The 26,334-nt window shown below is 73.4% G+C and carries 25 protein-coding genes and 2 tRNA genes; 8 read left to right on the forward strand and 19 right to left on the reverse strand.

Annotated elements, in window-relative coordinates; all coding sequences use genetic code 11:
* Nucleotides 1–2: 2 nt before the first annotated feature.
* From rsmD to OG218_RS05065, 5 genes are read right to left on the reverse strand one after another with little or no spacing between them, the layout of a single operon-like run.
* The gene (gene rsmD / locus OG218_RS05045) at nt 3–560 is read right to left on the reverse strand and encodes a 16S rRNA (guanine(966)-N(2))-methyltransferase RsmD (protein WP_328292107.1); all 558 of its coding nucleotides are present in this window, start codon (nt 558–560) and stop codon (nt 3–5) included.
* 10 nt (nt 561–570) lie between these two features.
* Complete coding sequence (locus OG218_RS05050) at nt 571–2,226, reverse strand: DUF6297 family protein (RefSeq protein WP_328292108.1); 1,656 nt, start codon at nt 2,224–2,226, stop codon at nt 571–573.
* Complete coding sequence (locus OG218_RS05055) at nt 2,223–2,933, reverse strand: ABC transporter ATP-binding protein (protein WP_328292109.1); 711 nt, start codon at nt 2,931–2,933, stop codon at nt 2,223–2,225. The genes OG218_RS05050 and OG218_RS05055 overlap by 4 nt, the downstream gene beginning before the upstream one ends.
* On the reverse strand, nt 2,930–5,227 hold the full coding sequence (locus OG218_RS05060; protein ID WP_328292110.1) for an ATP-dependent DNA helicase RecG: 2,298 nt from the start codon (nt 5,225–5,227) through the stop codon (nt 2,930–2,932). The genes OG218_RS05055 and OG218_RS05060 overlap by 4 nt, the downstream gene beginning before the upstream one ends.
* Nucleotides 5,228–5,236: 9 nt before the next feature.
* Nucleotides 5,237–6,391, reverse strand: a complete 1,155-nt coding sequence (locus OG218_RS05065; protein ID WP_328292111.1) for a GGDEF domain-containing protein — start codon at nt 6,389–6,391, stop codon at nt 5,237–5,239.
* A gap of 183 nt (nt 6,392–6,574) precedes the next feature.
* Between OG218_RS05065 and rpmB the strand changes: the two genes are divergently transcribed.
* Entirely contained in the window at nt 6,575–6,760 is a 186-nt protein-coding gene (gene rpmB / locus OG218_RS05070; protein ID WP_328292112.1) for a 50S ribosomal protein L28, read from the forward strand.
* A 93-nt stretch (nt 6,761–6,853) separates the two neighbouring features.
* Here the strand turns inward: rpmB and OG218_RS05075 are convergent, their stop codons facing one another.
* On the reverse strand, nt 6,854–7,798 hold the full coding sequence (locus OG218_RS05075; RefSeq protein ID WP_442906462.1) for a thiamine-phosphate kinase: 945 nt from the start codon (nt 7,796–7,798) through the stop codon (nt 6,854–6,856).
* A gap of 27 nt (nt 7,799–7,825) precedes the next feature.
* Between OG218_RS05075 and OG218_RS05080 the strand changes: the two genes are divergently transcribed.
* Nucleotides 7,826–8,341: a DUF3515 family protein gene (locus OG218_RS05080; protein WP_328292114.1), complete on the forward strand. Its 516-nt coding sequence runs from the start codon at nt 7,826–7,828 to the stop codon at nt 8,339–8,341.
* Between the two features lie 7 nt (nt 8,342–8,348).
* Here OG218_RS05080 and OG218_RS05085 read toward each other — a convergent pair whose 3' ends face one another.
* The 4 genes from OG218_RS05085 to OG218_RS05100 all read right to left on the reverse strand — a co-directional run bounded on the left by OG218_RS05085 (nt 8,349) and on the right by OG218_RS05100 (nt 11,813).
* Complete coding sequence (locus OG218_RS05085; protein WP_328292115.1) at nt 8,349–8,918, reverse strand: GrpB family protein; 570 nt, start codon at nt 8,916–8,918, stop codon at nt 8,349–8,351.
* Nucleotides 8,919–8,947: 29 nt separating this feature from the next.
* Complete coding sequence (locus tag OG218_RS05090) at nt 8,948–10,132, reverse strand: oxygenase MpaB family protein (RefSeq protein WP_328292116.1); 1,185 nt, start codon at nt 10,130–10,132, stop codon at nt 8,948–8,950.
* Between the two features lie 74 nt (nt 10,133–10,206).
* On the reverse strand, nt 10,207–10,671 hold the full coding sequence (locus OG218_RS05095; protein WP_328292117.1) for a hypothetical protein: 465 nt from the start codon (nt 10,669–10,671) through the stop codon (nt 10,207–10,209).
* A 23-nt stretch (nt 10,672–10,694) separates the two neighbouring features.
* Nucleotides 10,695–11,813, reverse strand: coding sequence for a D-alanine--D-alanine ligase family protein (locus OG218_RS05100; protein WP_328292118.1), 1,119 nt, complete (start codon nt 11,811–11,813; stop codon nt 10,695–10,697).
* A gap of 38 nt (nt 11,814–11,851) precedes the next feature.
* Between OG218_RS05100 and OG218_RS05105 the strand changes: the two genes are divergently transcribed.
* Together OG218_RS05105 and OG218_RS05110 are read left to right on the forward strand one after the other, a co-directional pair.
* The gene (locus tag OG218_RS05105; RefSeq protein WP_328292119.1) at nt 11,852–13,048 is read left to right on the forward strand and encodes a trans-sulfuration enzyme family protein; all 1,197 of its coding nucleotides are present in this window, start codon (nt 11,852–11,854) and stop codon (nt 13,046–13,048) included.
* 142 nt (nt 13,049–13,190) lie between these two features.
* On the forward strand, nt 13,191–14,720 hold the full coding sequence (locus OG218_RS05110; RefSeq protein WP_380162463.1) for a helix-turn-helix domain-containing protein: 1,530 nt from the start codon (nt 13,191–13,193) through the stop codon (nt 14,718–14,720).
* Between the two features lie 63 nt (nt 14,721–14,783).
* Here the strand turns inward: OG218_RS05110 and OG218_RS05115 are convergent, their stop codons facing one another.
* The 3 genes from OG218_RS05115 to leuC all read right to left on the reverse strand — a co-directional run bounded on the left by OG218_RS05115 (nt 14,784) and on the right by leuC (nt 17,671).
* On the reverse strand, nt 14,784–15,326 hold the full coding sequence (locus tag OG218_RS05115; protein WP_328292121.1) for an HU family DNA-binding protein: 543 nt from the start codon (nt 15,324–15,326) through the stop codon (nt 14,784–14,786).
* A gap of 305 nt (nt 15,327–15,631) precedes the next feature.
* Nucleotides 15,632–16,237: a 3-isopropylmalate dehydratase small subunit gene (gene leuD / locus OG218_RS05120; protein ID WP_328292122.1), complete on the reverse strand. Its 606-nt coding sequence runs from the start codon at nt 16,235–16,237 to the stop codon at nt 15,632–15,634.
* A 12-nt stretch (nt 16,238–16,249) separates the two neighbouring features.
* Complete coding sequence (gene leuC / locus OG218_RS05125) at nt 16,250–17,671, reverse strand: 3-isopropylmalate dehydratase large subunit (protein WP_328292123.1); 1,422 nt, start codon at nt 17,669–17,671, stop codon at nt 16,250–16,252.
* Nucleotides 17,672–17,722: 51 nt separating this feature from the next.
* Between leuC and OG218_RS05130 the strand changes: the two genes are divergently transcribed.
* Nucleotides 17,723–18,439 (forward strand): IclR family transcriptional regulator, encoded by a 717-nt coding sequence (locus OG218_RS05130; protein ID WP_328292124.1) that lies wholly within the window; start codon nt 17,723–17,725, stop codon nt 18,437–18,439.
* Nucleotides 18,440–18,494: 55 nt separating this feature from the next.
* Here the strand turns inward: OG218_RS05130 and OG218_RS05135 are convergent.
* The 3 genes from OG218_RS05135 to gltX form a co-directional block, all read right to left on the reverse strand.
* Nucleotides 18,495–18,567, reverse strand: a tRNA-Glu gene (locus OG218_RS05135).
* A 90-nt stretch (nt 18,568–18,657) separates the two neighbouring features.
* Nucleotides 18,658–18,729, reverse strand: a tRNA-Gln gene (locus tag OG218_RS05140).
* 132 nt (nt 18,730–18,861) lie between these two features.
* On the reverse strand, nt 18,862–20,367 hold the full coding sequence (gltX, locus tag OG218_RS05145) for a glutamate--tRNA ligase (RefSeq protein ID WP_328292125.1): 1,506 nt from the start codon (nt 20,365–20,367) through the stop codon (nt 18,862–18,864).
* A gap of 146 nt (nt 20,368–20,513) precedes the next feature.
* Here gltX and OG218_RS05150 point away from each other — a divergent pair, with 146 nt between their 5' ends.
* A complete protein-coding gene (locus OG218_RS05150; protein WP_328292126.1) occupies nt 20,514–21,191 on the forward strand; it encodes a hypothetical protein in 678 nt (225 codons plus the stop codon).
* Here the strand turns inward: OG218_RS05150 and OG218_RS05155 are convergent.
* From OG218_RS05155 to OG218_RS05165, 3 genes are all read right to left on the reverse strand, one after another.
* Nucleotides 21,175–21,972 carry a fumarylacetoacetate hydrolase family protein gene (locus OG218_RS05155; RefSeq protein WP_328292127.1) on the reverse strand — a complete coding sequence of 266 codons (798 nt, stop codon included), beginning with the start codon at nt 21,970–21,972 and terminating at the stop codon, nt 21,175–21,177. The two genes, OG218_RS05150 and OG218_RS05155, sit on opposite strands and share 17 nt — an antisense overlap.
* Before the next feature lie 76 nt (nt 21,973–22,048).
* Entirely contained in the window at nt 22,049–23,173 is a 1,125-nt protein-coding gene (locus OG218_RS05160) for a branched-chain amino acid aminotransferase (RefSeq protein ID WP_328292128.1), read from the reverse strand.
* Between the two features lie 49 nt (nt 23,174–23,222).
* The gene (locus OG218_RS05165) at nt 23,223–24,275 is read right to left on the reverse strand and encodes a 3-isopropylmalate dehydrogenase (protein ID WP_328292129.1); all 1,053 of its coding nucleotides are present in this window, start codon (nt 24,273–24,275) and stop codon (nt 23,223–23,225) included.
* Between the two features lie 147 nt (nt 24,276–24,422).
* On the opposite strand from OG218_RS05165, the gene OG218_RS05170 reads away from it, so the two are divergent.
* Together OG218_RS05170 and OG218_RS05175 are read left to right on the forward strand one after the other, a co-directional pair.
* Nucleotides 24,423–25,607, forward strand: coding sequence for a sensor histidine kinase (locus OG218_RS05170; RefSeq protein WP_328292130.1), 1,185 nt, complete (start codon nt 24,423–24,425; stop codon nt 25,605–25,607).
* A 1-nt stretch (nt 25,608) separates the two neighbouring features.
* The gene (locus OG218_RS05175) at nt 25,609–26,334 is read left to right on the forward strand and encodes a response regulator transcription factor (protein WP_328292131.1); all 726 of its coding nucleotides are present in this window, start codon (nt 25,609–25,611) and stop codon (nt 26,332–26,334) included.

A 26,334-nucleotide genomic window follows, 5' to 3' on the forward strand; every position in this document is an offset into this window, starting at 1 on the left:
CGCTAACAGCGCGCCGTCCACACGCTGGTCTCCCCGTACTTGCGCTGCCGCACGTCGCTGAAGTCCCCCGGCCAGACCGGCTCGGCGGTGCGCGAGGACCGCTCCACCACGACCGTCGCCGCCGGTGCCAGCAGGGGCACGAGAGTGCCCAGCACGGTGGCCACCTCGCTCGACTCGACGGCGTAGGGGGGATCGAGGAACACCAGGTCCCAGCCGCCCTCGAGCGCGGCGCCGGGCGAGGCGAGGAACCTCTCCACCCGCTCGGCCACCACGGTGACCCCGGGCAGCCCGACCGCCGCGACGTTGGCCCGCGCGGTCTGGGCGGCCGCCCGCGCGGCCTCGACGAGGACGACCCGCGTCGCACCGCGACTGGCCGCCTCCAGCCCGAGCGCGCCGGAACCGGCGTAGAGGTCGAGCACCCGGGCCCCCTCGAGGACGTCGGCGGCGTCGAGGGCCGAGAACACCGCCTCGCGGACCCGGTCGCTGGTCGGGCGGGTCGTCTCCCCCGGCGGGACCTTCAGCCGTCGTCCGCCGGCGGTCCCGGCGATGAGCCGGGTCACGAGGACCCGCTCACGAGATCTTCCGAGCACGGTGCGCGGCGTAGGCCCAGCCGATGCCGAACGCGGCCAGCGTCGCCGCGAGCTGGCCCAGCAGTAGCCAGTCGAAGGCGGCGCGCGAGAGCACGGCCAGCAGCACCGGCACGCTGACCAGGACCGCGAGGTCGGGACCGGTCGTCGTCGCGGCGGCCGCCCCGGGCGGCAACCCGCCCATCGCGGTGGAGATCACCGGGCCGGACAGGTCCGGGTCCGGCCGGACGGCGCCCCGCAGCCCCGCGGCGGCGAACCCCGGCCCGGCGAGGGCCCCCAGCAGCGCCCAGGACCACCACGCCGTGCCCTGCGTCTCCCCGTGCAGCAGACCGGAGGTGGTGACGGCCAGCGGCACGGCGACCGCCCCCCACACCGCCATCAGCGCGGCGACGGGGATCCACCGGGCGAGGGCGATGTTCGTCGCCGAGATCGGCAGCGTGCGCGCGGCCGCCGGGGCCAGCGCGAGCCCGCGGGCCGGTTCGGACAGCGTCGTCGCCGCGGCGTACCCCGCGATCCAGATGAGCAGCGCCGCGACCGCGCGGTGCGCGGAGGTCCCCGCGGCCAGCACGAACGGCACGAGCGCGAGCACGCCGGCGGTCACCAACCGGCGGGGCTGGCGACGCAGCAGGACGAGGTCGGCGGCGATGACGGCCCGGACCGGACCGGTGACGCGCTCGAACCGGGCCCGGCGGCGCACCCGGCCACCGGAGTCCGCCGAGAGGGCGCGACCCATCTCGCGGATGTCGAACTGCAGGACCGAGGACGTCAGGCGTTCCAGCCGGGACGCACCGCGCCGCAGCGACGGCGAGGGGATCTCGCCCACCGACGACCACGCCGGGCGACCGACCAGGACGAGGGCGACCAGCGCACCCACCCCGACGACGACCGCCGGGACGACGACCGTCCGCGGGTGCACCGCGTCCACCGAGATCCCCACCACGGCCGAGGCCGCCAGGGCCAGGACCAGTCCGACGCCGATCCCGTCGAGGACCCGCCCCACCCGCAGCAGCGCCTCGACCCCGGCGCCGACGGCCGGTCGCACGACGAGGGCGTAGCCCGCCGCGGCGACGCCCGCCCCGACGGCGAACCCGCCGAGGAGCCCACCGGTGACGGTGCTGCCGCTGAGGTCGCCCGCCACCCCGAAGGCCACCGAGGAGCTCCACGCCGTGAACAGCCCGCCCGCGAGCGCCGTGCCCAGGGCCCGGTTGCGCACGACGGGTCGCAGCAGGTCGGCGCGCGGCACGGGCAGCGGGGTCCACCAGGTGGTGGGGGCGGTGGCGAGGCTGACGGGCCCGAGGCGGCACCAGGCGGCGAGGCCGAAGGCGATGACGCTGCAGGACAGGCCGACCGAGAGCAGGACGGCGGAGGTCTGGGGCAGCCAACCCGGCCCGTCGCCGCTGGTGGCCAGGCCGCTGCGGAGGGCGTTGCGCAGTCCTCCGCTGCCCCCGAGCAGCAGCAGGAACGCGATGCCGACCTGCAGGACGACGGTGTAGGTGTCGGTGAAGGTGGCCCGCAGACCGCGGGCGGCCTTGGAGGGGGCGGCCTCGTCGAGGAGTTCGCGGCGGGTCGGGTAGGGCTGGTCGGCGAACGGCCCGACGAGCTCCGGCCAGGGTTCGACCTCGGGTTCGACGTCCGTCATCGCACGGGTTCGCTGACGATCCGCGCGGCCTCGTCGGCGTCCACGACGCGGCACGCGTCGTCGTCGATGACGACGGCGCGGGTCGCGAGCGCCCGGAGCAGGACGACGTCGTGGGTGGCGAGGACGAGGGCGGTCCCGGCGTCGCGTTCGGCGACGAGCCGTTCCGCGAGCGCCTCGCGCCCGGTGGGGTCGAGGCGCTGCTCGGGTTCGTCGAGCAGCAGGACGGAGCGGGGGCGGACGAGGGCGGCGGCGAGGAGGAGTCGTCGCTTCTGCCCGCTGGAGAGCGACCCGGGGAGCTGGTCGGCGGCGCCGGTGAGGCGTTGCGCCTCGAGTTCGGCGTCGACGACGGCGACGACGTCGCGGACCCCGTGCCCGCGGGCGACGAGCTCGAGGTGCTCGGCCACGGAGAGTTCCGCGAACCAGGCGTCCTCGTCGAAGACGGAGGCGACCTCGCGGCGGAACTGCGCGGAGCGTTCGTCGACGGCCTGCCCCCGCAGGGTCACCTTGCCGCTCAACGGCTTCAGCAGACCGGCGACGGCGCGCAGGACGGTGGACTTGCCGGCGCCGTTGGCCCCGACGAGGCAGAGCGCCTCGCCCGCGGCGACGTCGACGGTGACGGGGGCGCACACGGGTTCGCCGTAGCCGACCCGCAGTCCCTCCAGGGCCAGGACGACCTGGCGGGCGGGACGGGGCTTCTTCTTGCTCACACGCGCTCCAGGAAGGCTTCGGTGTCACCGCTGACCCGGGCCGCGACGGCCGCGGCGAGGGGGCGGGCTCGGGACAGGTCGGGGTCGGCGGCCACGAGGGTCACCGCGGCGGCGCGGGCGTGCGCGATGAGGTCGGCGTCGCGCAGGACCCCGAGCAGCTGCAGGGAGCTGCGCTCCCCGGACTGCGCGGCGCCCAGGACGTCGCCCTCGCGGCGCTGCTCGAGGTCGAGGCGGGCCAGTTCGAACCCGTCGCGGGTGCGGGCGAGGGCGGCGAGGCGTTGTCCGGCCGGGGACGCCTCGGAGGCGCCGGAGAGCAGCAGGCAGGTGCCGGGCAACCCGCCGCGGCCGATGCGCCCGCGCAGCTGGTGCAGCTGGGAGATGCCGAAGCGGTCCGCGTCGACGACGACCATGACGCTGGCGTTGGGCACGTCGACCCCGACCTCGACGACGGTCGTGGCGACGACGACGTCGAGGTCGCCGCCGGAGAACCGGCTCATGACGTCGTCCTTCTCGCCCGGGGTGAGCCGGCCGTGCAGGACCTCGGTGCGCAGGCCCGCGGTCGCGGGGTGGTTGCGGACGATCTCGACGACCTGGCTGACGGCGGCCGCGGGCCGGGGTTTGGGCCGGCCGGGCTTCCCCCCTGGTGTCGAGCGCCGACCCCGGGGTTCGTCCTCGGGCGGTGGTTCTTCGAACTCCTCGGGCTCTCTGGGGTCCCCCGGCTCCGGTGGGGTCCCGTCCTCGCCGCCCTCGTCGTCGGTGTCGATGCGGGCGCAGACGACGTAGGACTGGCGCCCGAGGGCGGCCTCCTCGGCGATCCGCTGCCAGGTGCGGTCGATCCAGGCGGGCTTGTCCTGGGGGACGACGACGGTCTGCACGTCGGCCCGGCCGGGTGGGAGTTCGGTGAGCACCGAGGTCTCGAGGTCGCCGAACAGCGTCATGGCCACGGTCCGCGGGATGGGGGTGGCGGTCATGACCAGCAGGTGCGGGACGCCGTTGCCCTTGGCCCGCAGCGCGTCGCGCTGCTCGACCCCGAAGCGGTGCTGCTCGTCGACGACGACCAGGCCGAGGTCGGCGAACTGGACGTGCTCCTGCAGCAGGGCGTGGGTCCCGATGACGATCCCGGCCTCCCCGCTCGCGGCGGCGAGCAGCGTCTCGCGGCGGGCCGCGGCACCCATCGAGCCGGTGAGCAGGACCACCCTGGTGGCCCGGGGGTCCGCGTCGAAGGTCCCGGCCCCGGCGAGGTCGCCCAGCATCGCGGTGATGCTCCGCAGGTGCTGCGCCGCGAGCACCTCCGTCGGGGCCAGCAGCGCGGCCTGTCCCCCGCCGTCGACGACGGCGAGCATGGCGCGCAGCGCGACGAGGGTCTTGCCGGAGCCGACGTCACCCTGCAGCAGCCGCTGCATGGGGTGGGGTTTCGCGAGGTCGACGGCGAGCTCCTCGCCGACGAGGCGCTGGGAGCCGGTGAGCGGGAAGGGCAGCCGCTCGTCGAAGGCGGCGGCGATCCCGTCCGGGGAGGCCGTGCGGGCGATGGCCCGCTGGTGGGCGGTGGAGGCCCGGCGCAGGGCCAGTGCCGTCTGCAGGACGAAGGCCTCCTCGTAGCGCAGCCGGTGCCGGCCGGCCTCGAGCTCGGCCTCGTCACGGGGGGCGTGCACGGCCCGCAGTGCGGCGACGGGGTCGAGCAGGTCCGCGTCGGCGACGACCGCGGGCGGCAGGAACTCCGGCAGCTGGCCGTCGAGGCCGTCCAGGACCTGGGTGACGCACTGCCGGATCAGCCAGTTGGGGGCCGTCTTCGAGGCGGGGTACAGCGGGATCGGACGGGCCACGGTGCCCGCGCCCTCGGCGGGGTCCTCGAGCACCTCGTAGTCGGGGTGGGAGAGCTGCCACACCTCCTGGAACTTCCCGACCTTGCCCGAGGCGAGGACGAGGCGGCCGGGGACGAGGTCGTCCTTCTGGTGCTGGAACTGCCCGGCGAACTTCGCGAAGAACGTCATGGTCAGGGTGTCGCGGCCGTCGCCCAGGGTCACGACCAGGCGCACGCCGTCCCGGGCGCGCATGCGCTGCGGGTCCCCGTAGTGGGTGACCTGGGCCAGGATCGTCGCGTTCTCGCCCTCGACGAGGTCGCGGATGGGGGTCAGCGAGCCGCGGTCGGCGTAGCGGCGCGGCAGGTGCCACAGCAGGTCCCGCACGGTCTCCAGCCCGAGACCCTCGGACAGGAACTTGGCGGGGTTGGCCTTCTTGCTGTTGCCCTTCCCCCGCGGCAGCCGGCTGGACAGGGGTGCGTCCAGGTCGTCCACGCGGGCAGGTTACCGCCCGCTCCACCCCCCGTTGACGGCACCGACCGGCGGCGCGTCCACGACCCGGTCGCGTCCGGCCCGCTTGGCGGCGTACAGCGCGGCGTCGGCCCGGTCGACGAGGTCCTCGGCGCTCTCCCCGACCTCCGCCCGGGCGATCCCGGCGCTGATCGAGAGCCGGTGCGAGCGGTCGCCGGGGACGCTGGAGGCCCCCACCGCCCGGTGGAAGCGGTCGGCGACGGCCCGCAGGTCCCGCTCGGCACCGGCGTCCTGCCCGGAGTCCTGCCCGGAGTCGGGTCCGGAGCGGACCAGGACGACGGCGAACTCGTCCCCGCCCAGGCGCGCGACGACGTCCTCGGCCCGGCAGACCGCCCGCAGCTCGCCGGCCACGATCCGCAGGACGGCGTCGCCCGTGGGGTGACCGTGGGTGTCGTTGACCGCCTTGAAGGAGTCGACGTCCACGAGCAGCAACCCGTCGACGGTTCCCGCCTGCACGTGCGCGGCGAGCGCGCTGTCGTAGGCGCGGCGGGAGGTCAGCCCGGTGAGGGCGTCCTCGGCGGCCTGGGCGCGCAACGTCGCGGTCAGGCGCTCCTGGCGCTCCCCGGCCGTGGTGAGCAGCGCCGTGACCAGGCAGAACGTGACGAGGTGGGCCGGGCTGTCGCGGAAGATCCCGACCGTTCCCTCCTCGACGCCCATGAGGACGACGTCGGCGGCCACGGCCTGCGCGGTGAGCAACCAGGCGGCCAGGCGGCGCAGGTGGAAGGCCGCGAACAGCGCGGGCCAGCCCAGGTAGATCTGCCCCCCGAAGGAGGCGTCGTCGGTCCACAGGTCGAGCACCAGGACCATCAGTCCGGCCAGGCCCGCGAGCGCCGCCGGCGCCCAGCCGGGGGCTCGCCGCGGGGCCACGGCGAGGAACAGCCCGCAGCACACGACGACGACGGCGAAGGCCCCCGTCACCACCCAGCCGCCCGGCCGGGTGCCCATCGTCTCGGGCGAGACGATGCCGTTGAGGATGGTGTAGAGGCTCGCCGCGGTGGTCATCACGCCGACGGCCCGGGCCGCCGGGACGTGGTCCCGGGCCGTCCACCAGGCGTGCCGGGGCGCGCCGGGGCGCGCTCGGACCTCCGGGTCGCTCGCGGTCCGGCGCTGCTGCGAGGCTCGGGACACGGTGGTGGATCGACGCGTGGGGTCCTCCTCTGTAGCGGCCGAGCGGGCGACGCGGGGCCGGTCGAAGGGTCCGGTTTCTCGCATCCGCGGGTCTCGGCTATCGTGTTCGACGGTGTCCGGAAGTCCGGACATCGTGCGCCCCGTCGGGACGCACCACATTTCGTTCGACTTCAGGAGTTCCCCGTGGCTGCCACCTGTGACGTCTGCGCCAAGGGCCCTGGCTTCGGCAAGAGCGTCTCGCACTCGCACCGGCGGACCAACCGCATGTGGCTCCCGAACATCCAGCGGGTTCGGGCCACTGTGAACGGTTCCCCCAAGCGCCTCAACGTGTGCACCTCCTGCCTGAAGGCGGGCAAGGTCACGCGCTGACCACCTTGCACTGATCGACCCCGCGGGGCCGGTTCCCCTCGGGGGACCGGCCCCGCGGTGCGTCCGGGTCCGCTCGGAGGTCGGAGCACCCGGTCAGCGCGCGAAGTGGTCCCAGCCGGTCCCCCGCCCGCCCCAGCGCGCCCCGTCGACGAGGACGGGGTGCTCGCCGCGGGCGAGGACGCGCCCGACGGCGACGAAGGGTTCCGGCAGCTCGACGCCGGCGGGGAAGCAGCCGAGCAGGGCGTGGTCCTCGCCTCCCGTCAGGACGAACTCCGCGGCCCGGTCACCGGCCGTGCGGACGAGGTCGGCGATCCAGGGCGCGGCCCCGGAGGTCGTCGCCAGGTCCAGCGTGACCCCGCTGGCGGCGGCGATCCGGCCCGCGTCGCGCAGCAACCCGTCGCTGACGTCCATCAGCGCGCTCGCCCCGGCGCGCTGGGCCGCGGGGCCGGCGGCGACCGGTGGGACGGGTCGGCGGTGCGCGCTCAGGAGGTCCTCGGGACCGTCGAGGCGACCGCGCAGCAACAGGTCCAGTCCGGCCGCGGACCGGCCGAGAACCCCCGCCACCGCGACGACGTCGCCCGCGCGGGCACCCGAGCGCAGCACCGGGTCGGCCCCGCCGAGGTCGCCGAGGGCCGTCACCGAGACGAAGACCTCCGAGGCGGCGGAGAGGTCCCCGCCGACGACGACGGCGTCGAAGGCGGCGCAGGCGGCGGCCACCCCGTGGGCGAGGTCCTCCACCCAGGCCACCTCGAGGTCGGGGGGCAGGCCGAGGGTGATGAGCAGCCCGGTGCAGACCGCGCCCATCGCGGCGACGTCGGCGACGTTCTGCGCGACGGCCTTCCAGCCGACGTCGGCGCCGGTGGACCAGTCGCGCCGGAAGTCGCGGAACTCGACGAGGACGTCGGTGGTGGCCACGACCCGGGCGTCCGGGGCCGCGACGAGGGCCGCGTCGTCACCGGGACCGAGCAGCGCCCGCGTCGGCAGCAGCGGGATCACCCGTGCCAGCAGTGCCGTCTCGTCCAGCTCCCCGACCAGCACCGTGACCACTGGGGCACACTACGGGCGATGTCCGAGCCAGGTCCCGTCACCACCCCGCCCCGCCACCGCCCGCGTCCCCTCGTCGTCGCCCTCGTCGTCGCCCTCGTCGTCGCCGCGGCCGTCTGGGCCTACCTCGCGAACTCCCGGGGGGTGCAGGCCGCACCGGAGGCCTCCGACCCCGCGTGCACGACGTTGCTGGGGGCTCTCCCGCAGACGCTGGGGACCCTCGGGCGGACGCAGCAGGGGGCGCAGGGCGTCGCGTCCTGGGGCGGCGACCAGATCGTCCTGCGGTGCGGCGCGCTGGTCCTGGGTCCGACGACGAAGGCGTGCATCCCCGTCGGTCCCGACGCCGGTCCGAGCGTGGACTGGGTGCAGGACGCGGCCAACGACCGCGCCGTCCGCTTCCTGACCTACGGCCGGACCCCTGCCGTCGAGGTGACGATCCGCTTCAGCTCGACCCTGACCAGCGACCAGGCGCCCTCCCAGCTCGTCGACCTGGCCGACGCCGTCTCCGCGATCCCGCAGACCCGCACCTGCCTCTGAACCGGGCTCACCCTCGTCCCCGGGTCGCCCGGGCGCGGGCCTTGATCGCCACGATGACGTCCGTCTTGGCGTCGGCGTAGGCGTTGGTGTCGTCCCACCGCCCGGTCATCAGGGCCTGCTTGGTGCTCTCGTAGAGGGCACGGTCGCCCGCGTCGGAGCGCAGGTGGTCGCGCAGCAGGAGGTAGTCGGCCACGGCGGGGTCGTCACGCTGCAGGACGTGCACGTGGACGTCACGGGCCGGCGTGCGCACGAGGCGGTGCCCGGGTTCGCGCACCCGCAGGACGTACCCGGCGGCGAGCAGGCCGTCGAGGTAGTCCTCCTCGGCGGTGATGTCGTCCACCGCGACGACGATGTCGACGACGGGTTTCGCGGCCAGTCCGGGGACCGACGTGGACCCGATGTGCTCGACCTCGACGTTCACCCCCGCGAGGGCGTCCCGGATCCGCCGCTCGTGCTCGCGGTAGGCCTGCGCCCACCGTTCGTCGTGCTCGTGCAGCTGGAGGTCGAGGGCTTCGACACCGCCCACCAGCTCGACCGTCGTGACGTCCGCCCGGCGCCGCTCGCTGTTCTCGTCCACCACCTCACCGTACGGGCGACGCGCCGGGCTCAGCCGTGCTGGTAGCCCGTCGCGTCGCGCCGGCTGCGGGCGTGCCAGCGGGCCGCCACGACGTTGACCCCGATGACGACCGACCACAGCGGCGGCACGCGCCGCAACGCGCGCCGGTGGGCCCGCATGACCGCCACCGCGACGGGGGCGACGGCGAGCGCGGTCCGGTGGCGGCGCACACCGAGGGCGTCGGCCAGTTCCTCGCCCTGCATCCGGCGCGACACCGTGTGCACGAGCTGCCCGGCCGCCCACAGCGGTACGCCGCCGAGGTCGTGCAGGGCCTGGGCGATCGCGCCGAGGCCCACTTCGGTCAGCCGTCGCGAGTCCTCGCTGGGCGCTCCGGTGACGGCCGCCAGCCGTCGCTCCAGCCACGCCGCGCCGACCCCGTCGGACACACCGCGCAACAACCCGGGATCGGCTCCGTCACCGACGCCCAGCAGTCGTCCGAGGTGACGCCAGAACCGGTACAGCGTGCGCTGCTCCTCGTCCGTGAGGTCCATGCCGATCGTCGCCGCGGCCTCGATGGTCACCAGGGTGAAGTCCAGCCACGTCCGGGCCAGGTCGACCTGGTGCAGCGGGAGGACGTCGGCCTCGGGGCGGGCCCGGGCCAGCCCGTTGCGGATGCGGGCGTGCAGCAGCCGCACCTCGGCCGTGGCGACGTAACCCGGCGCGCCGCGGCGCAAGCCGCCGGGGAGCATGCAGAGGTTGATCCAGTGGGCGGTGTCGAGCATCCGCCGGTAGGTGCGCTCGACGAGTTCACCCGTGCTCACGAGCAGCGCCGCGGGTTCCGGGGGTGCGTAGGAGCGGATCAGCGCCCCGGCGCCGAGGTCGTAGATGTGGGCCGGGAACGGGATCGTGAAGTAGGGCCGGCTGCCCCGTTCGAGGAGGTCGTCGTCGACGGCGGCGCACGCGGCCTCCAGTTCGCCCAGCAGCGCCGCGATCGCCGGGTGCGGGTCGCGCAGGGCGCGGAGCCCGGCGCGCAGGCCCAGGTCCACCTGGGCTCGCAGCGACGGGTCCGCCGTGAGGGCGGCGGCCGCGGCCTCGGCCAGCGGGTCACCCACCCGCAGGGCGGCGGCGACCTCCGGGTCCGGGGCGGGGCGGGGGATCGCCGAGGCACCGGCAGCTCCCCCGAGGAGGTTCCGCACCGGAGAACCGGGGCCGGCAGCGTTCACTCCCACGTTCACTCCGACATGGTGCCCCGGCTTCGCCGACGTGGCCCGACGGGTCCCCCCGACGTGACCAGGAACTCACCCGGACGTCACCCGGGCGGGGCCGTGGGCTCACCTTCACCGGCGGGGGCGAACAGGTTGTCGCTCACGGCCACCCACTCCTCGTCCCCGGCCGCGTCGGCCGGGTCGAGACCCTCCGGGACCAGGAGCCCCGTGGCGCTCGTCGCGCCGGAGGTCGTCGTGACCGCGAGGCCGGACCGCTGGAACTCCTCGGCGTCCGTGCAGGAGGACCCCAGGACCTGCGTCGCCCGCAGGGACTGCACGAGGCAGATCCGCTCACCGTCCAGACCCACCCAGTACTCGGCCACCTGCGTCCCCCCGAGGTAGCGGGTCGAGTCCGCGGCGATGCCGTCCACACCCGTGCCGTCCACACCCGTGCCGTCCACACCGGTGCGCACCTGGTCCGTCGGCGTCTGGTCCTGGGCCAGGGCGGGCACCGAGTCGGCGAAGGACGACCCTCCGCACCCGCTCAGCGCGAGGGTGGCCGTCAACACCAGGAGGCCCCGCCGTCGCGACGTCACCGCAACCCGGTGGGCCGCTTCAACGCCAGCTGCAGCAACCGGTGCACGAGTTCGGGGTAGTCGACGCCGGTGGCCGCCCACATCCGCGGGTACATCGAGAACGGGGTGAACCCGGGCATCGTGTTGATCTCGTTGACGACGATCCCGTCCGCGCCCCGGGTCGGGTCGACGAACAGGTCGACGCGGGCCAGCCCCTCGGCCCCCATGGCCTCGAAGACCCGCGCCGCGGTCGAGCGCACGGCCGCCACGACGTCGTCGGGCAGGTCGGCGGGGCACGTCAGCCGGACGTTGCCGGAATCGAGGTACTTCGCCTCGAAGTCGTAGAAGTCGTGACCGCCGACGATCTCGATCTCGCCGGGCAGGCTGGTGAGGGGTTCACCACCGTCGAGGTCCTCGAGAACTCCGCACTCGATCTCGCGGCCGACCAGCGCGGCCTCGACGACGACCTTCGGGTCGTGGGAGATCGCTTCCGCCACCGCGGCTTCCAGACCGTCGGGCGAGGTGACGCGGGTGATCCCGATGCTCGACCCCGCGCGCGCGGGTTTCACGAAGACGGGGTAGCCCAGCGCCTCGACCTCCGCGACGACGGCGGCGCGGTCGGTGTTCCAGCGGCGCGCGCGGAAGGAGGTCCACGGCCCGACGGGCAACCCCTGACCCGCGAGCAGCAGCTTCATGACCTGCTTGTCCATCCCCGCCGCCGAGGCGAGGACCCCGGACCCGACGTAGCGGGTGTCGGAGAGTTCCAGCAGACCCTGCAGGGTGCCGTCCTCACCGAAGGGGCCGTGCAGCAGGGGCAGCACGACGTCGACGGCACCGAACTCAGTGACGTCCCCGTCCTCGAAGCGCTGCAGGGCCTTCGAGTCGACGTCGGAGGAGAGCGAGACGGGAGTGCCGGCGGCCGGCACCTCGGGCAGCTTCCCGTCCTCCAGGCTGAACCGGGAGGGGTCCTCGACCAGGACCCACCGTCCGCCGGTGGTGATCCCGATCGGGACGACGTCGTAGACGTCGCGGTCGAGGGCCGCGAGCACGCCCGCCGCGGTGACGCAGCTGATGGCGTGCTCGGAGGACCGACCGCCGAAGACGACGGCGACGCGGGGTTTGTGCTGGCTGCTCATCGGCGCCGACCCTACCCGCGGTGTGGTTGTCTTCGGGCGTGCCCGACAACGTGTCCTCCACCACCCCGCTCTCCCCCGCCACCACGACACCGCTGTCGCCCGCGACGCTGGCCGTCGTGGCGGGTCGTCCGCCGCGCGGGCTCGACAGCGAGCTCAACACCCCGGTGTCGTTGTCCGCGACGTTCGTCGGGGGCGGCTCGCTGGGTCAGGCCTCGCTCGGCTACGGCCGGTTCGCGAACCCCACCTGGGTCGCCCTGGAGACCGCGATCGGTGAGCTGGAGGGTGGCCGCGCACTGGTCTTCGCCTCCGGCATGGCGGCGGTGTCGGCCGCGGTCCACCTGGTCCCCGCCGACGGGACGGTCCTCGTGCCCCACGGCGCCTACAACGGCACCCACTCCCTCACCGGCCTGCTGGCCGCGCAGGGACGGATCACGGTGCGCCCCGTGGACATCACCGACCTCGACGAGGTCCGCGCGGCCCTGGCGGCCACCGCGGGCCCGACGCTGCTGTGGCTGGAGTCCCCGACGAACCCGCTGCTCGAGGTCGCGGACATCGCCGCGCTCGCCGCGCTGGGCCACGAGCACGGCGCGGTCGTCGCCGTCGACAACACCTTCGCCACCCCGCTGCTGCAGCAGCCGCTCGAGCTCGGCGCCGACGTCGTCGTGCACTCGGTGACGAAGTTCCTCTCCGGGCACTCCGACGTGGTCCTGGGCGCGGTCGTCGCCCGCGACGAGGCGACGCTGGCGGCGCTCTCGTCCCACCGCACCTTCCACGGGGCCATCGCGGGCCCGCTGGAGACCTTCCTGGCCCTGCGCGGCATCCGGACCCTCCCGCTGCGCCTGGAGCGCTCCCAGGCCTCCGCGGCCGACCTCGCGCGGCGCCTGCTCGCCCACCCGGCCGTGACGCGGGTCCGCCACCCCTCGTTGCCGCAGGACCCCGGTCACGCGCTCGCCGCGAGCCAGATGTCCGGGTTCGGCGCGCTGGTGGCGATCGAGGTCGTCGGAGGTGCCGCGGGGGCGGACGCCGTCGTCGACGCCGTCGCTCTGTGGGTCCCGGCGACGAGCCTGGGCGGGGTCGAGTCCCTGATCGAGCGTCGCCGCCGGCACGGCAACGAGCCGGCCGTCGTGCCCGAGGACCTGCTGCGCCTCTCCGTCGGCGTGGAGGACGTCGAGGACCTGTGGCGGGACCTCTCGCAGGCCCTGGACGCCGCGCTCGCCCACCGGGGAACCGTCTGAGGGACACGCGCGTCGCAGGAACGGGAACACCCGGGGCCTGTGTCACGCTGATCACAGCGGTGACACGCCCGGGATCCCGGGGAGCGCAAGCTTTATCTCATCTATGAGATACGGTGCGGACATGGCAGTCTCCACCGAGCAGATGACGTCGAGCAGCGACCACCTGTCGCAGATCGGCGCCCTCATCCGCGACGCCCGCAAGCACCGAGGCCTCACACAGGTCCAGCTCGCGGAACGCCTGGGTACGTCCCAGAGCGCCGTCCACCGCATGGAACAGGGGCAGCAGAACGTCTCGATCGACATGCTCCAACGCGTCGGTCACGCCCTCCAGGACGACATCGTCTCCATCGGGCGTCCCGGGCCGACGCACCTGCGCGTGCACGGCGGCGTGAAGCTGTCGGGCAGCATCGCGGTGAAGTCCAGCAAGAACGCCGGCGTCGCCCTGCTGTGCGCGGCGCTGCTGAACAAGGGCCGCACCACGTTGCGCGGGGTCGCCCGGATCCTCGAGATCCACCGCATCCTCGACGTGCTCGCCAGCATCGGCGTGAAGTACGAGTGGATCAACGAGGCCGACCTCGTCCTGGACGTGCCGGACACCCTCGACCTCGAGGCGATGGACGGCGAGACCGCCCGTCGCACCCGCAGCATCATCATGATGCTCGGGCCGTTGCTGCACCGCTACGACGAGTTCGCCCTACCCTACGCCGGTGGGTGCGACCTCGGGACCCGCACGGTCGAGCCGCACATGGTCGCGTTGCGCCCCTTCGGGTTGTCCATCACGGCGACGACCGGTTTCTACCACGCGACGGCCGACCACAGCGTCTCCCCGCAGCGCCCGATCGTGCTGACCGAACGCGGCGACACGGTGACCGAGAACGCCCTCATGGCGGCGGCCCGCGTCGAGGGGATCACCACGATCCGCAACGCGAGCCCGAACTACATGGTCCAGGACCTCTGCTTCTTCCTGGAGCAGCTCGGGGTCCGCATCGACGGGATCGGCACCACGACCCTCGTCGTGCACGGCGTCAAGGACATCTCCGTCGACGTCGACTACGCCCCCTCCGAGGACCCGGTCGAGGCGATGAGCCTGCTGACCGCGGCGATCATCACGCACTCCGAGCTCACGGTCACCCGGGCGCCGATCGAGTTCCTCGAGATCGAGCTCGCGATCCTGTCCGAGATGGGTCTGAAGTACGACCTGACGCCGGAGTACACCGCGGCCAACGGGCGCACCCGCCTGGTCGACATCACGGTCTTCCCCTCGGAGCTCAAGGCGCCGATCGACAAGATCCACCCGATGCCGTTCCCGGGCCTGAACATCGACAACCTGCCGTTCTTCGCCGTCATCGCGGCGAGCGCGGAGGGTTCGACGACGGTCCACGACTGGGTCTACGACAACCGGGCGATCTACCTCACCGAGCTCAACCGCCTCGGCGCGCGGGTGAAGCTGCTCGACCCGCACCGGGTGCTCGTCGAGGGCCCCACCCGCTGGTCCGGCGCCGAGGTGCTCTGCCCGCCGGCCCTGCGTCCCGCCGTGGTCGTCCTGCTGGCCATGCTGGCGGCGAAGGGGACCTCGGTGCTGCGCAACGTGGACATCATCGCCCGCGGCTACGAGCAGCTCGCAGAACGTCTGACGCCGTTGGGCGCGCAGATCGAGACCTTCCGCGACTGACCCCCGCCAGCACGCAGGAGGCCCCCGGACCCAGTGGGTCCGGGGGCCTCCTGCTGTCGCGGGTCAGGCCTTCTTGGCGACCCGACGGGTGGTGGTGGCGGTCTTGGCCGGAGCCGCCTTCTTGGCGGCGGCGGTGGTCGCGGTGCGGGTCGCCGGAGCGGCCTTCTTCGCGGCCGTGGTGGTGGTCCGGGCCGGGGCGGCCTTGACCGGAGCCGCCTTGCGGGCCACCGGAGCGGCCTTCTTGGTCGTGGTGGGGGTGGAGGTCGCGGCGGGCGCGACACCGCCCGTGGCCGCGCGCTCCTTCGCCGCGGCCTGGAAGGCGCGCAGCGCCTTGGTGTCGGAGACGACCTCCTTGAAGGCCGTGCCCGGGCGGAAGCGGGGCACCGAGGTCTTCTTGATCTTGACGGCCTCACCGGTGCGCGGGTTGCGACCGGTGCGGGCGTTGCGGGCCTGCTTCTCGAAGGTGCCGAAACCGCTGATCGCGACCTTGTCACCCTTGGCGACGGTCAGCGTGATGAGCTCGACGACCGCCTCGACGGCCGTGACGGCCTGCTTGCGACCGCCGAGGGTCACCTCGAGCGCGTCCACCATCTCTGCCTTGTTCACGGGGGCTCCTCCAGGGGGGTACGGGTCGTCCGTGGTTGGCCGAGCAGGAGCCCGACGAGGAAACGGTACGACCGACGATCACCTGAGTCCACCACAGGCCCGGCGGCGAGTCGTTGCGCCGCAGCACACCTGGGCTTCCCGACGACCGCCCCGACTGTGCCGCAGGGCTTCCGACGGAGCCGACGACGGGTCCGCCCGTGCCGCAAGGGATTTCATCGGAAGGGTTGCCGCGCAACGGGTCAGGACGCAGAACGACCCCGGTCCCGCTGCGCCGCAGCGGGAGTCCGGGGTCGTCCGTGCACGGGTCAGGCGGTCGACGCGAGGGGGGTCGTGGTGGGCTTGAACGACGGCCGACGGCCTTCGAAGTCGGTGATGGCGTCGGCGTGGCGGAGGGTCAGGCTGATGTCGTCCAGGCCCTCCATGAGCCGCCAGCGCACGTACTCGTCGACCTCGAAGGGGGCGGTGAAGTCGTCGACCTGCACGATGCGCTCGACGAGGTCGACGGTCACCTCCGTCCCCGGGTGCGCCTCCAGGGCCTTCCAGATCAGGTCGATGTCGCTCTGCGCGACGACGGCCGCGAGCAACCCCTGCTTGCCGGAGTTCCCGCGGAAGATGTCGCCGAAGCGGGGCGCGAGGACGGCCTTGAACCCGTAGTCGCGCAACGCCCAGACGGCGTGCTCACGACTGGACCCGGTCCCGAAGTCCTTGCCGGCCACGAGGACGGACCCGGCCCGGTAGGGCTCCTGGTTCAGCACGAAGCCCGGGTCGCCCCGCCAGGCGGCGAAGAGCGCGTCCTCGAAACCGGTCTTGGTGACCCGCTTGAGGTAGACGGCGGGGATGATCTGGTCGGTGTCGACGTCGGTGCGGCGCATCGGCACCCCGACACCGCGGTGGACGGAGAACTTCTCCATGGTGATCCCCTCTCAGAGCGCGGGTTCGAGGTCGGCGGGGGAACTGAGCGTCCCCCGCACGGCCGTGGCGGCGGCGACCAGGGGGCTGACCAGGTGGGTCCGCCCCCCCTTGCCCTGGCGGCCCTCGAAGTTGCGGTTGGACGTGGAGGCGCAGCGTTCCCCGGGGGCGAGCTGGTCGGGGTTCATGCCCAGGCACATCGAGCAGCCCGCGAAGCGCCAGTCGGCACCGAACTCCTTGAAGACGGTGTCGATCCCCTCGGCCTCGGCCTGCAGGCGGACCTTCGCCGAACCCGGGACGACCATCACGCGCACGGAGTCGGCCTTCGTGCGGCCCCGGACCACCTCCGCCGCGGCCCGCAGGTCCTCGATGCGGCTGTTGGTGCAGGAACCGATGAAGACGGTGTCGACGGCGATGTCGCGCATGGCGGTCCCGCCCTCGAGGCCCATGTACTCCAGCGCCCGTTCGACGCCCTGACGGACGCCGTCGTCGCCGATCTGCTCGGGGACGGGGACGGAGCCCGACAGCGGGACGCCCTGCCCGGGGTTGGTCCCCCAGGTCACGAACGGTTCCAGCAGGTTCCCGTCGAGGACAACCTCGGCGTCGAACTCCGCGTCGTCGTCGGTGCGCAACGTCCGCCAGTACTCCACGGCCGCGTCCCAGTCCGCGCCCTGCGGAGCGTGCGGACGCCCCTTCAGGTACGCGAAGGTGGTGTCGTCGGGGGCGACCATGCCGGCGCGGGCGCCGGCCTCGATCGACATGTTGCAGATGGTCATCCGACCCTCCATGGAGAGGCTGCGGATGGCCTCGCCGCGGTACTCCAGGACGTAGCCCTGTCCGCCGCCGGTCCCGATCTCCGCGATCACGGCCAGGATGACGTCCTTGGCGGTGGTGCCAGGCTTCAGTGTCCCGTTCACCGTGATCGCCATCGTGCGGAACGGCTTGAGCGGCAGCGTCTGCGTCGCGAGGACGTGCTCGACCTCGCTGGTGCCGATCCCCATGCCCAGGGAGCCGAACGCGCCGTGGGTGGAGGTGTGGGAGTCACCGCAGACGACGGTCATGCCCGGCTGGGTCAGGCCCAGCTGCGGGCCGACGACGTGCACGATCCCCTGCTCGGCGTCACCGAGGGGGTGCAGCCGGACGCCGAACTCCTCGCAGTTGGAGCGCAGGGTCTGCAGCTGCTTGGCCGAGACCTTGTCCTCGAGCAGCGACAGCGGACGGTCGATGTCGGCGGTGGGGGTGTTGTGGTCCTCGGTCGCGATGGTGAGGTCGAGACGGCGCACCGGACGCCCGGCCATCCGCAGCCCGTCGAAGGCCTGCGGACTGGTCACCTCGTGGACGAGGTGGAGGTCGATGTAGAGCAGGTCGGGTTCCCCGTCCTGCCCCTTGCGGACGACGTGGTCGTCCCAGACCTTCTCCGCCAGCGTGCGTGCCATGCTCCGCTCCCCTCACTTGCGTCTCACGTTTTGAGACGCCAGTATCGCTTCGTGGACAAGAGTAGCGGAGTCGGCGTGCTCGACAAGGCGGCGCTGGTCCTGGGCGCGCTCGAGGCCGGCCCGGCGAGCCTGGCCCAGCTGGTATCGGTGACCGGTCTCTCCCGCCCCACGGCGCACCGCCTCGCCGTCGCCCTCGAGCACCACCGTCTCGTGGCGCGCGACCTGCAGGGCCGGTTCGTGCTGGGAGCCCGGCACGCCGAGCTCGCCGCCGCCGCCGGCGAGGACCGGCTGGTGGCCGTCGCGGGACCGCTGCTGAGCGCCCTGCGCGACGCCACGGGCGAGAGCGCGCAGCTCTACCGCCGCCACGGGGAGCACCGCATCTGCATCGCCGTCGCCGAACGGCTGCACGGTCTGCGTGACACCGTCCCGGTCGGCGCCTCCATGACCATGACCGCCGGGTCCGCGGCCCAGGTGCTGCTCGCCTGGGACGACCCGGAGCGGCTCTCGGTGGAGCTCATGGGCGCACGCTTCGACGCGAGCGCCCTCTCGGGCGTCCGGCGGCGCGGCTGGGCCCATTCCAGCGGCGAACGGGAGGCCGGGGTCGCCTCGGTCAGCGCGCCCGTGCGCGGGCCTTCTGGACGCGTCCTGGCGGCCGTCTCGGTGTCCGGCCCCGCGGAGCGCTTCGGTCGCCACCCCGGTCGTCGTCACGCCGACGCGGTGCTCGCCACGGCCGCCGCCTTCGGCGCCGCCCTCGCGCCCCAGACCTGACTGGTTGCCCGGCAACGAAGAAGGCCCCCGGTCAGTGACCGGGAGCCTTGATCTGTAGCCCCGACGGGATTCGAACCCGCGCTACCGCCGTGAGAGGGCGGCGTGCTAGGCCGCTACACAACGGGGCCCTAGCTCAGGAGTTCCGTTCCCGGAACCCGCCTCGGAGAGTCTACCTCCCGGAGCGGTGTGCTCCGGACTGTCGACGTCTGCGACAAGCGCTGGGGTACCAGGACTCGAACCTAGAATAGCTGTACCAGAAACAGCCGTGTTGCCAATTACACCATACCCCATGGTGACTGATCCGAGCGGCGAACCGCCCGAACGAGATGAACTCTAACGCGTCCGCGCCCCGCACCCCAAATCGGCTCCCCGTCGCGCGACCTGAGGCGCGACGGGGAGCCGACGGGGAGCCGACGGGCAGGTCAGAGGGTCGCGCGCAGCCGCCGCAGCCGCGCCAGCGACGACTCGCGACCGAGGATCTCCATCGACTCGAACAACGGCGGGGAGACCCGGCGCCCCGTGACGGCCGTGCGCAACGGGGCGAAGGCGAACTTCGGCTTGATCCCCAGCCCGTCCACCACGGCCGCCCGCAACGCGGTCTCCAGCTCGGCGGTGCTCCACTGCGGCAACGCTTCCAGTGCGCCGAGCGAGGCGTCGAGCACGTCGGCGGCCTCCGGTCGCAGGGCCGTGGTGGCGTCCTCCTCCAGGACGACGTCCGCGTCCGCGACGAAGAGGAACCCGAGCATGCCGGGGGCCTGGCCGAGCAGGGTCATCCGCTCCTGCACGAGCGGGGCGGCCAGGGTGAGCCGCTCCAGCTGCTCCGCGGACGGCTCGGCCGGCAGGACGCCGCCCGTCTGCAGGTAGGGGACCAACCGCTGCCGGAAGTCGTCGGGAGCCAGCAACCGCAGGTGCGCGGCGTTGATCGCCTCGGCCTTGGTCACGTCGAAGCGGGCGGGTGAGGCGTTGACGTCGGCGACGTCGAAGGCGGCCACCATCTCCTCGACGGAGAACACGTCCCGGTCGTCGGCGATGCCCCAGCCGAGCAGGGCGAGGTAGTTCAGCAACCCCTCGCGGACGAACCCCCGGTCGCGGTGGTGGAAGAGGTTCGACTCCGGGTCGCGCTTGGAGAGCTTCTTGTTCCCCTCCCCCATGACGTAGGGCATGTGCCCGAACAACGGGACGGCCTGCGAGACGCCGATGTCCACGAGCGCCTCGTGCAACGCGATCTGGCGGGGGGTGGAGGAGAGCAGGTCCTCCCCGCGCAGGACGTGGGTGATCCCCATCAGGGCGTCGTCGACGGGGTTCACCAGCGTGTAGAGCGGATCGCCGTTGGCGCGCACCAGGACCGGGTCGGGGAAGGACCCGGCCTTGAACTCGATCCGGCCGCGCACGACGTCGTCGAAGGAGTAGTCGCGCCCCTCGGGCAGCCGCAGCCGCAGGGTGGGCTCGCGACCGTCGGCGCGGAACGCGGCGACCTGCTCCGGGGTCAGGTCACGGTCGAAACCGTCGTAGCCCAGGACCTTCGGACGACCGGCGGCCTCGTGGCGGGCCTCGATCTCCTCGGCGGTCGAGAACGACTCGTAGAGGTGCCCGGCCGCGCGCAGTCGTGCGACGACGTCGTCGTAGATCGGGCGGCGCAGGCTCTGCCGGTACGGCTCGTGCGGGCCCCCGACGTCGATGCCCTCGTCCCAGTCCAGCCCCAGCCAGCTCAGCGCGTCGAGGATCTGCGCGTAGCTCTCCTCACTGTCGCGGGCGGCGTCGGTGTCCTCGATGCGGAACACGAGCTTCCCGCCGGTGTGGCGGGCGTGGGCCCAGTTGAACAGGGCCGTCCGGATGAGGCCGACGTGAGGCGTCCCCGTCGGCGAGGGGCAGAAGCGGACACGGACGGGCGAGGAGCCCGGGGCGGGAGGTGCGGCGATGTCAGTCATGGCGGCCCCAGCCTATTCGCCCACGAGAGTGGTCGCAGAGCGTCACGGGTGGGCCGTTCGGGTGGCACGGACGAACACGCAGCGTCACGCGTGTCAGCGTCGTGGAGACCGCCCCGCTCCCCCGCCGCCCCCTCCGGAGGACCCTCGTGACCCGCCCCTCGCTCCGCCTCGCTACCGCCGCCCTCCTGCTGCCGCTCGCCGCCCTCACCGCCTGCGGTTCGGTGCAGGCCGCCGCCGGCCTGCCCGTGGAGACCGCGACCCCCGCGCGGACCGCCACCCCGACGCCCACCCCGACCGCCACCGTCGCCGTCGAACCCGTCGCCAACGACCTCGCCCTCGGTTCCGCCCACCACGAGCTGCAGGCCGGCGGCATGACCGTGGCCGTCGACTACTGGTCGACGCTGGACATGGGCAGGTGGACCCCGCAGGCCGCGAAGCCGATCCAGCTCGCCGCGACCATCACCGGGCCGAACCTGGGCACCGCGAAGAAGCAGCAGAAGGCCTACGTCAGCGCCTTCACCGTGACCTCCTCCGCCGTCGCGGCCGACGGCACGGTGACCTCCCCGGTCAGCGTCCAGGACGTCTCACGCCAGACCCCGGGCTACCTGGCCATGGCGCCCTACGCCTACTCGACGTCGTTCGTCATCCCGGCCGTGCCCGTCGGCACCCGCAGCGTGGAACTCCTGATCTCCTACGACGTGCTCGAGCAGAGCGCGCCCGGCGCGAGCGACTACTCCAAGCAGACCGCCAACGACACCATCACCGTGGCGATCGCTCCAGCAGTCACTCCTGGGGTCACTCCTGGGGTCACTCCGGGGAGCTGAACGAGGTCGAGAGGACCCCCAGGCCCTCGATCTCCACCTCGACGCGCTGTCCGGCGCGCACCGGTCCGACCCCGGCCGGGGTCCCGGTCATGATCACGTCGCCGGGCAGCAGCGTCATCGCGGAGGACACGTGGGCGATGATCGCCGGGATGTCGTGGACCATCAGCGACGTCCGTCCGTCCTGGACGACCTCGCTCTGCCCGCCGGTGATGCGACGGGTCTCGATCCGCACGTCGGAGGGGTCGAGGTCGGTCTCGATCCAGGGCCCCAGCGGGGTGAACCCGTCGGCACCCTTCGCCCGCCACCACTGCTTGTCGGGACCCTGCAGCGAGCGCGCGGTGATGTCGTTGGCGATGGTGTAGCCGAAGATCACCTCCTTGACCCGCTCCTTCGGGACGTCCTTGCAGATCCGGCGGATGACGATCGCCAGTTCGCCCTCGTAGTGCAGTTCCTCCCCGGCCCAGGCCGGGATCACCAGCGGGTCGCCGGGACCGGCCACCGAGGTGTTCGGCACGGTGAAGACCAGCGGTTCCTCGGGCACCTCGTTGCCGAGTTCCTCGGCGTGGGCGGCGTAGTTGCGCCCGATCCCGAGCACCTTCGAGCGGGGGATGACCGGCGCGAGCAGCCGGGCGTCGGCCAGCGGGACGCGTTCGCCCGTCGGGCTGAGCGGCGTGAAGAGCGGGTCGCCCGCGACGACGAGGATCTCCTCCTCGCCCGGAGCGCCCTCGACGACGCCGTAGCGCGGGTCGGAACCACTGGAGGAGAACCTGGCGATGCGCATGGCCTCACCCTAGTGACGCGGCGCGACCCCGCCGTCCGACGGGGTGGGAGGGGCCGCCGGGCGGCGGCCCCTCCCCTCAGACCAGTCTGCGCAGCCAGCCGTGGGTGTCCTCGGCCCGGCCGTACTGGATGTCGAGCAGCTTCTCCCGGATCGTCATCGTGACCTCGCCGGCGGAACCGGTCCCGTGCGAGAGTTCCCCGTCCGCCGACACGAGCTTGCCGACCGGGGTGACCGCAGCCGCTGTGCCGCAGGCGAACACCTCGGTGATCCGACCCGAGGCGACCCCCTCGCGCCACTCGTCGATGCTCACGCGGCGCTCGCTGACGTCGTGGCCGAGGTCCTTGGCGAGGTCGATGATCGAGGCGCGGGTGATGCCCTCGAGGATGGTGCCGGTGAGTTCAGGGGTCACGATCGAACCGTCGTCGTGGACGAAGTACAGGTTCATCCCGCCGAGTTCCTCGACGTACTTCTGCTCGGCGGAGTCGAGGAAGCACACCTGGTCGCAGCCGTGCTCGCCCGCCTCGTCCTGCGCGGCGAGGCTGGCGGCGTAGTTCCCGCCGCACTTGGCCGAACCCGTGCCCCCCAGGGCGGCGCGGGAGTAGTTCTGCGACAGCCAGATCGAGACCGGCTTCACCCCGCCGGAGAAGTAGGCGCCGGCCGGGGAGGCGATGACGAGGAACTTCACCTCGTGCGCCGCGCGGACCCCGAGGAACGCCTCGGTGGCGACCATGAACGGACGCAGGTACAGGGAGGACTCCCCACCCGTGGGGACCCAGGCCTCGTCGGCCCGGACCAGCTGGGTGATCGCCTCGAGGAACGTCTCCTCGCCGATCTCGGGCAGCGCGAGACGTCGCGCGGACCGCGCCATGCGCGCCGCGTTGGCCTCGGGACGGAAGGTCCAGACGCTGCCGTCGGCGTGGCGGTAGGCCTTGAGCCCCTCGAAGATCTCCTGCGCGTAGTGCAGCACCGCGGCGGCCGGGTCGAGTTGCAGCGGCCCGTAGGGGACGACGGCGGTGTCGTGCCAGCCCTCGCCCTTCGTCCAGGTGGCGATGGCCATGTGGTCGGTGAAGAACTTCCCGAACCCCGGCGCCCGGAGGATCTCCGCCCGACGCTCCGCCGCGACCGGAGTGGCCGACGGCGTGACGGGGAACGTCAGCCGGGGGGCGGATCCGGTGGGGGTGGCGGTCGGCGTGGCGCTCATGCGCGGTCTCCTCGTGAGCTGACGGTGGTGGATCGACGGTACCCCGCGCTCAGGCGGTCGCGGCGGCGGCCAGCGCGTCGCCGACCTCCGCCGTGGAGCGCGTCCCGACCTCACCGCTCGCCCGGGCGGCCAGGTCCGCGGTGACGGCCGCGTCGACGCGCGCCGCGGCCTCGTCCCGGCCGAGGTGGGAGAGCAGCAGCGAGACCGACAGCACGGCGGCCGTCGGGTCCGCGAGCTGGCGACCCGCGATGTCGGGGGCCGAGCCGTGGACGGGTTCGAACATGCTGGGGGCGGTGCGGTCCGGGTTGACGTTGCCGGACGCGGCGAGGCCGATCCCGCCGGTCACGGCCGCGGCGAGGTCGGTGAGGATGTCGCCGAAGAGGTTGTCGGTGACGATCACGTCGAACCGCGACGGGTCGGTCACCATGAAGATCGTGGCCGCGTCGACGTGCAGGTAGTCGACGGCGACGTCGGGGAACTCCGTCCCGACCGCCTCGACGGTGCGGCGCCACAGGTGCCCGGCGTGCACGAGGACGTTGTGCTTGTGCACCAGCGTGAGCTTGCGGCGCGGACGTGCCGCGGCGCGGGCGAAGGCGTCGCGCACGACGCGCTCGACCCCGAAGGCGGTGTTGACGCTCACCTCGGTGGCGATCTCCTGCGGCGTGCCGACCCGCAGCGCACCGCCGTTGCCGACGTAGGGACCCTCGGTGCCCTCGCGGACGACGACGAAGTCGATGTCGCCCGGGTCACCCAGCGGGCTCGGCACCCCGGGGAACAGCTTCGAGGGGCGCAGGTTGACGTAGTGGTCCAGCGCGAAGCGCAGCTTGAGCAGCAGCCCGCGCTCCAGGACCCCGCTGGGCACGCTCGGGTCACCGACGGCGCCGAGGAGGATCGCGTCGTGACCGCGGACCTCTTCGAGGACGGTGTCGGGCAGCGTCTCCCCCGTGCGGTGGTAGAGCCGGGCGCCGAGGTCGTACTCGGTGGTCGAGACCTTCTGGCCCGCCTGGTCCAGCACCGCGGAGAGCACCTTGAGGGCCTCGACGGTCACCTCCTGGCCGATGCCGTCGCCGGGGATGACCGCGAGTCGCAGGGTGTCCGTCATGCGCGCGAGGCTAGTCGAGACCACGGTCGACCTGTCCAGCATGCGGTCACCTCGTCTCGTCGTGCGGACGGGTCATCCCGCGGGGGGACGGCCCGGATCCCCCCGCGGCCCGACGCCGGCGCCCGCCGGGATCCCTACGCTGTGACGGTGTTGCCGGAACCGAGGCGGAACGTCTTCGACCGCGTCGTGAACTGGACGCGGGCCAACAGCCTGCTCATCGACGCCCTGACCGCCCTCGTCCTGGCGGGGATCGGCTGGCTCAGCAGCCTCTCGGCCGGACTCGCGGGAGGCCTGGCCGGCGCCGTGGTCAGTGCGGGGATGTGCCTGCCGCTGGCGGTCCGTCGACGTCACCCGGAGGTCTCCGGCGGGCTCGTCGCCTTCTTCGGCCTCTCCCAGCTCCTCCTGCCCAGCCCCGCGTTCGGCAACGTCGCGGTCCTCGCCGCGGTGTACGCCCTGGCCGCCTACGCGAAGCCCTGGGCCTCCCGGGGCGGGCTCGCCCTGGGCCTGGCCGGGGCCCTGGTCTGCGCGGTCCGGTTCTTCAGCGGCACCGGGATCGGCGCCGTCGTCCTGCTCAGCGCCTTCATCGGCTTCATGGTGCTGGCCAGCTGGTCGCTGGGGAGCCTGCGCCGTTCCCAGCGCCAGAACGAGGTGGCCCTCGTGGAGCGCGCGCGGCTGCTGGAGAACGAACGGGACAACGAGTCCCGGCTGGCGGCGACCGCGGAACGCCAGCGCATCGCCCGCGAGATGCACGACGTCGTGGCGCACTCGTTGTCGGTGATCATCGCCCAGGCCGACGGCGGGCGCTACGCCGCCCAGGCCGATCCGGCGATCGCGCCGACGGTGCTGGAGACGATCTCCGGCACCGGACGCCAGGCCCTGGCCGACATGCGCAACCTCCTCGGCGTCCTGCGGCAGGGACCCGGCGACGAACTCGCCCCGCAACCGGACGCGCGGATGATCCCGGAACTGGTCGAGCAGGTGCGCACCAGCGGCCTCGAGGTGGAGGCCGAGGTCCTCGGCCCCCCGCGGGAACTGCCGCCGGCGATCGGGCTGGCCGCCTACCGGATCGTCCAGGAGTCGCTGACCAACGTCCTCAAGCACGCCGGTCCGCGGGCCCGGACCCGGGTCGTCGTCCGCTGGGACGACGACGCCCTGCGGCTCGACGTCGAGGACGACGGCCGCGGCGCGGCGTCCATGGTCCAGCCGAGCCCCGGCGGGCAGGGTCTGGTGGGGATGTCGGAGCGGGCCCGGCTGCACGGTGGGTCGGTGACGTCGGGGCCGCGCACCGGTGGGGGTTTCTCCGTGCGGGCGCGCCTTCCCTACAGTTCGTGACGTGAGCGATCCCACCGAACCGATCCGCGTCGTCCTCGTCGACGACCAGCAGCTGGTGCGCGCCGGGTTCCGGATGGTCATCGACTCCCAACCCGACCTGCACGTCGTGGGCGAGGCCTCCGACGGGGCCGACGCCGTGCGGGTCGTCACCTCCACCCCCTGCGACGTCGTGCTGATGGACGTGCGCATGCCCGGTCTCGACGGGATCGAGGCGACGCGGCGCATCACCTCGGCCATCACCTCGGGCAGCGCCTCGGCGGGCCCCAAGGTCGTGGTGCTGACGACCTTCGACCTCGACGAGTACGTCGTCTCGGCGATCGGTGCGGGGGCGAGCGGTTTCCTGCTCAAGGACGCGCCGCCGGAGGAACTCCTGGCCGCGGTGCGCACGGTGCACTCCGGCGACGCGGTCATCGCGGCGAGTTCCACCCGCCGGCTGCTGCAGCACGTGGGCCCGTTGCTGCGGGCCGGTGCGGCGACTCCCTCCGCTGCGCCGCAGGGGATCCCGACGGACCTGACCCCCCGGGAGCGGGAGGTGCTGGAGTGCATGGCCCACGGGTTGACCAACGGCGAGATCGCCCAGCGCTTCGTCGTCTCCGAGGCGACGGTGAAGACGCACGTCGGACGGGTGCTGGCCAAGACGCACTCGCGCGACCGGGTGCAGGCCGTCGTGCTGGCCTACGCCGCCGGGCTCGTCCAGCCCGGCGACGTGCTGCGCGACGCGCGGTAG

The sequence above is a fragment of the Kineococcus sp. NBC_00420 genome, from assembly GCF_036021035.1.
Classification (GTDB): Bacteria; Actinomycetota; Actinomycetes; order Actinomycetales; family Kineococcaceae; genus Kineococcus.